Source organism: uncultured Mucilaginibacter sp., assembly GCF_903913935.1.
In the GTDB taxonomy this organism is placed as follows: Bacteria; Bacteroidota; Bacteroidia; order Sphingobacteriales; family Sphingobacteriaceae; genus Mucilaginibacter.
The window spans coordinates 1-5,679 of the sequence record NZ_CAIWNH010000385.1; the positions used below are offsets into that span (position 1 = coordinate 1).

3 protein-coding genes are annotated in these 5,679 nt (G+C 40.4%); all 3 read left to right on the forward strand.

The features are described 5' to 3' along the window. The coding region (locus QZY09_RS15465) for a cellulose biosynthesis cyclic di-GMP-binding regulatory protein BcsB (RefSeq protein ID WP_295673810.1) at positions 1-1,898 on the forward strand (1,898 nt) is incomplete at its 5' end. A 103-nt stretch (positions 1,899-2,001) separates the two neighbouring features. Beyond that, positions 2,002-3,840 carry a glycosyltransferase gene (locus QZY09_RS15470; RefSeq protein WP_295673812.1) on the forward strand — a complete coding sequence of 613 codons (1,839 nt, stop codon included), beginning with the start codon at positions 2,002-2,004 and terminating at the stop codon, positions 3,838-3,840. Continuing rightward, the gene (locus QZY09_RS15475; RefSeq protein WP_295673815.1) at positions 3,837-5,399 is read left to right on the forward strand and encodes a hypothetical protein; all 1,563 of its coding nucleotides are present in this window, start codon (positions 3,837-3,839) and stop codon (positions 5,397-5,399) included. Before QZY09_RS15470 ends, QZY09_RS15475 begins: the two co-directional genes overlap by 4 nt. The last annotated feature ends 280 nt before the right edge of the window (positions 5,400-5,679 follow it).

The following is a 5,679-nucleotide window of genomic DNA, read 5'->3' on the forward strand; positions in this document are numbered from 1 at the left end:
AGGCCTTGATAAAAGAGAACTCTTTTATCAACGTAATCATCAATGATAAACCTGTTTATAGTTCACGTCTTTCCAAAGATTCTATCCAGACACTTGTGCTTAACCTTAGAAAAGAAGATCTGTCACCTGGCCGGTTTCTGAAGATACAGGTAAAAACATTGTTAACTATTACAGATGATATTTGTAAGGACCTGGATAACCCCGCGATGTGGCTCAAGGTAAAAAACGACTCGTACCTGTCATTAGTTAAAGACGCAAAGGGCGGCATTGATAATGTAAATATCAGCAATTGCTTTGATACAAAAAGGGCCATTGTTTACCCGGCTGAGCCGAGCCTGAACGATTTGAAAGCAGTGGCCTGGGCTTATGCGAGGCTAAAAAAAGCTACTAACAAAACTATCTCTGTTTTTGAGCAGGGCAAAGTTCCTGATAGTGTTAAAAATTATATCATGGTGGGCAATATGGGCAGCCTTCCTGAAGATAAGAAATCACTGATCAAGGATGTGAGCGCTCAATCAGGCGAAGGCTTGCTCTATCTGTCTAAATCAATGACTACGGTAACTGACACGATTACCGAAAAAGTAAATCAAAGAGGGAAATTGGTGGATGTTAAAAGGGTTGCATCAGAAAACGTTGCAGGTGAGATCTTATTTGTTACCGGTGGCGACGAAGAAGGCTATTTAAAAGCGGTTACTACCCTGGGCAATGTTAATATATTGAATTCGAGCTTTGGCAACTACCTGATCATCAATCATGCTGAAAATACTTTCATCAAAACCATCGATGAAAACAGGTCGAAAATTACTTTGAAACAAGTTGGCGGATCAAGCGATTTCCTTTCGGGCGTTGGTTCGTTAAAAAATGCATATACTTTTAAAAACAGCGATTTTAGCTTTACACCAAAAGAAGTTGAGATCAGGTTTATTGGTAATTACAGCGGCTTAAACCCAGGCGACAGGGGCTATTTTAACATTTACCTGAATGGATTACTGATCAGCAGTGAAAAACTGGATGCATCAGGTAAATTAAACACTTCGGTAACGATCAACCGCTACCAGCACCATAAATATAACAGGCTCGAATCTGAATTCAGGTTCTTCCCTACAAACGGCCAATGTAAAAACAGCTTTATTAACTTTTTTGGTGAGGTTGACGTAGATAAATCATACCTGGAATCAAAAAATCCGTTTATTTCAAGCGCATTAAGTTTTTATCAATATCCTGAAGCATTTAATTTAGGTACCACAAAAATCGTGGTATCAAAATCAATTGCGAAATTTACTGCAGGTGCATTGGGCGAAATTATTTTTGAGTTGAACAACAACATCAACCCGAACAATTTCCCTGAGTTTGCTTACTCAGAAGGATTCCCGGAAGGCGACCTGAAGAACAATAACATCATTGCCTTGTTATCCAAGGACGATGCTTTGCTGGGCAAGTTCCCGAGCGCACCAATCCGGTTTAGGGACAAATTCACTTTGTACAATGCGGATAACAAGAAATTACCTGTATACGAAGTTTCGCAATCCGATTCTATTTCTTCAGGCCTGGCACAAATATTTTATGGCACCAGCAATAATGCTACGTTAGTACTCGTAGCTACGGGGCCGGATGCACACAAGTCTGACGCGTTTTTGAACGTTTCCAAATCAATTACCGAGCAGCTATCAACCCTATCCAGTAACGTATGTGTTACCGATGTTAATTCAAATAAATATTTGTTTAACATCAATAAATCAAGTGATAACCTTGAATATACCGAAACCAAGAGTTCACTTACACAGTTCTGGGAAAAGTTTAACTTATACATCTTACTGGGCATACTGTTATTGATATTGCTATCATTCCTTTATGTACGCTCAAGGGTTCAAAGATCACAGGAATTATATAACGATTAAATTTTGTTAGCAGGAGCGGTTAACTGAATAAGTAACCCTGGTAAGCAGCAGCTTACCGGGGTAGCTTGCTGAATTGTTTTAACATTTTACTGAAATAAAAAATATGTCTATTCCTGAAATTTTGGTTAATGATGGTTTTATTACGCAGCGCGACCGGGAAAAGATTGATGATTTTTCAGCCAGGTCCGGGCAATCCTTCATTAAAATAGCTTTAAATTTCGGGTATATCTCCAGGAAAAACTACGAACGCTCCATGATCAACGCGGGGTATCCATTTAAAGAGATCCGCGAGATGGAGTATGATCCGGAGGTATTAAGTAAAATTGAACTCAAATTTGCTGAACAACATGTGGCCATGCCGTTGCGCATTGAAAATAACCGGGTAATTACGGTTATGGCAGATCCGGGTGATAAATTATTTATTGATTTTATCCGGTTTACCTATGACTGCGAGCCGGAGATCATCGTAGCATCTGACCTTGACATTGTTTGGATGAGCCATAAACTGCTTGGTGATAAGTATGTAAAATCATCGGTTTATGAATTGTTAAACCGCGATCCGGCGAATTCAGCCTTTACAACATTTTCTTCGGGCCAGTTGATATTCCTTTTTGTATTGTTGGGCGTTGTGACGATAGGGCTGGTGCTCCGGTTTAAAGACACGTCGATCATTATCAACATTATCATCAGCGTGTTCTTCCTGGTGGCCATCCTTTTCAAATTATTCCTTGCCTTGGTGGGCTCCCGTTTCGAACTGCACCAGGCTGTAACAAGAGATGAACTGAAGGAAGTGGTAGACGATGAGCTGCCGATCTACACCATCCTGCTACCCGTTTATAAAGAAGATAAACTGATCAAAAAGCTGATCTGGAACCTGCAGTCAATTGACTATCCGCGCGAAAGACTGGATATTAAATTATTGATAGAGGAAGATGATGACAAAACGCTGAACGCGGTTCGCAACCTTGATTTCCCCGCCATATTTGAGGTGATCGTGGTGCCGTTCCACATGCCGAAAACAAAACCAAAGGCATGCAATTACGGGCTCCATTTTTCGAAAGGTAAATACCTTACTATTTATGATGCCGAGGATATCCCTGATACCGACCAGCTGAAAAAGGTGGTAACCATGTTCAACAAATTACCATCCAACTATATCTGTATCCAAAGCGCGCTGAATTATTACAACCGTAATGAGAACTTTTTAACCAGGATGTTTACGCTTGAGTATTCTTACTGGTTTGATTATATGCTGCCGGGCCTGGATACATTAGATATCCCTATCCCCTTAGGTGGAACCAGTAACCATTTTAAACTGGATAACCTGGTTGAATTAGGCGCATGGGATCCGTTTAACGTTACTGAAGACGCAGATTTGGGTGTAAGGGCCTATGCAAAAGGATATAAAATTGCCGTTATCAACTCAACCACGTACGAGGAAGCCAATAATGAGCCTTTTAACTGGATCAGGCAACGCTCAAGGTGGATAAAAGGGTACATGCAAACCTACCTGGTGCATATGCGCGACCCGGTGGCTTTATGGAAAAAATTGGGATGGAAAGGCTTTTTAGGATTTAGTTTCTTTATCGGCGCAACACCGCTTACCTTCCTGGTATATCCATTTTTATTGGGGATATTTATCAGTTACATCGTATTTGACCTTACATCAATCCAGACATTATTCCCAGACTGGGTATTATTTATGTCGATTTTTAACCTGATGGTGGGCAATATATTAATGATCTATATCAATATGATGGCGGTGTTTAAAAGGCGTTATTACGAGTTGATCCTTTTTTCAATCGCCAACCCTGTTTACTGGCTCATGCATTCAATTGCGGCCTTTAAAGGCTTGTACCAATTAATTGTTAAACCATTTTACTGGGAAAAAACTGACCATGGGCTTAGTAAAGTTACCAGCCCAACAAATGTTGTTAAATGAGGAACCAATCCAGATATCTGTTGCTTATTACCGCATTACTTGCGGTGTACTACGTAGTATGCGGTATTTACCTAAACCAGCTGGGTTATTACAGCCAGGAAGGATTGTTTTATATTGAAAAAGCCAAGATCATTTTAGACGGGCTCGGTAACAGGCTAAAGGTAATGGGCCTTACTTCGCCCCTGTTGCCTTTTTACATGTCGTTTATCTTCTCCGTTAAAAACAACGTACTGGCGCCGGTTATTGCATCGTCGCTGTGTACAGCGCTCCTGTTTTACTTAATGGCCAGATCGTTGATTAAAAGAGTAAGTGATGTTTTTTATTTACTGGTGCTTTTAATCATCTTTTTGTTCCACCCGGGGATAGTGTATGCTGCCACATCAGGCAAATCGATAGCGATGGTATTGATATTTTTCTTCCTGTTCTTTTTTAACCTGCTTAAATTTTACAGGTCGAATACTACTTTCCACGTTTCTATTGCGAGTATCTGCCTGGTGATCCTGATTTTTTGCGATTATAAATTCATCTGGCTCACCCTGTTCTTTATCCCGCTGGTATTGTTTATCACTATAAAGAGTTTAAATTTAAGCGAGCAGGAATCAATCTTCCGGTTAAATCAAAGTTTCAATAATCCGTCGATGCGGCGTAAGCTCATCAATAAAACTTTTGCACTATACATCATTTTATTTGTGCTGCCGCTGGCCTGCGTTATCTGTTACAAGTTATTGAACCTTACCCACGCACAGGACCTGGATTATTTTAATGAGAGCCCCTATGCAACCTGGACGGTTTTAGCGGATAAACTTAGTTTCGACCAGCTGTCAACCAGCCCCGTATATCAATTGCCCGAAACAACGATAATGATCTCCTTACGGATGCTGTTGTTTTGTCCTTTAACACTGGTTGCCGTGTACCTGTTCAGAAACAGCACCTACCAGGTTTTAACCCTGCTTACCCCATTTGCTTTTATAGAGTTTTTGCACATTAAGTACGAAAAGGTTTTTTTATCACAAGAGTATTACCTGATCTTTCTTGTATTAGCGTTGCTGGCAGTGCTTTACAGGGCACAAATTGTAAAAAACCAACTGGTTTTAAAAGCTGTGGTAGGAGTAATAACGCTTGTAATGCTTTATACCGGCTTTGTTTTCCTGCAGGATTCATCTGTTAAAGAAGAAAGAAGCTTTGTTACTACGATATTAAATCGCGCGCCGGATACACAGCAGGCACAAAACCATGATCTGGCCGACTATATCAACCGCCTGCCGGGAGACGCGCATGTGTTGATAGATGATGCTATCGCGTACCCCGTTGTTGCCTTTACAAAAGATATCCATAAATTAACGCTGCCTTACCAGGAGGGTGTATTTTTGAGTGCAATTGAAGCACCTGATAAATACGATAACTACATACTGCTTGCCACCGACAATAATGAAGTGACCGGGTTTACCCAGTTAAACAACCGGTATATACCTGTCATTTTAAAATCAAACAGCGGCCTGAGGCTCCGGAGGGTTTTTCAAACGGATGACTGGGTGCTGTACAGGATATTTGACAATTAAAATCGACCTGGTATTGCTGCCCCTGGCTGCTTTTAATTAACGACCCTTTTTCCTCAATTAAATAAACTATTCTGCTGTGCAGGTGAAGGTACCTGCATGGGCGGAGAATCTTTACTGAGATCTGCTTTTAAAGTCAATTTTGGGGTATAATACCTTAAATGCAATTCCATGTAAGTTTCCCGTAATTATTTACTGTGCCGAATAGAGTCAAATTGCCTTGTACAGTTCCTAAGTCCTCATTAGTTTAATATTTTTATTCTCCATTGATTTTTTCTAAAAA

Excerpts from the sequence above, each read along its gene's own strand:
- QZY09_RS15470 (WP_295673812.1), top strand. The coding sequence starts at position 2,002 with ATGTCTATTCCTGAAATTTTGGTTAATGATGGTTTTATTACGCAGCGC.
- QZY09_RS15475 (WP_295673815.1), top strand. The coding sequence starts at position 3,837 with ATGAGGAACCAATCCAGATATCTGTTGCTTATTACCGCATTACTTGCG.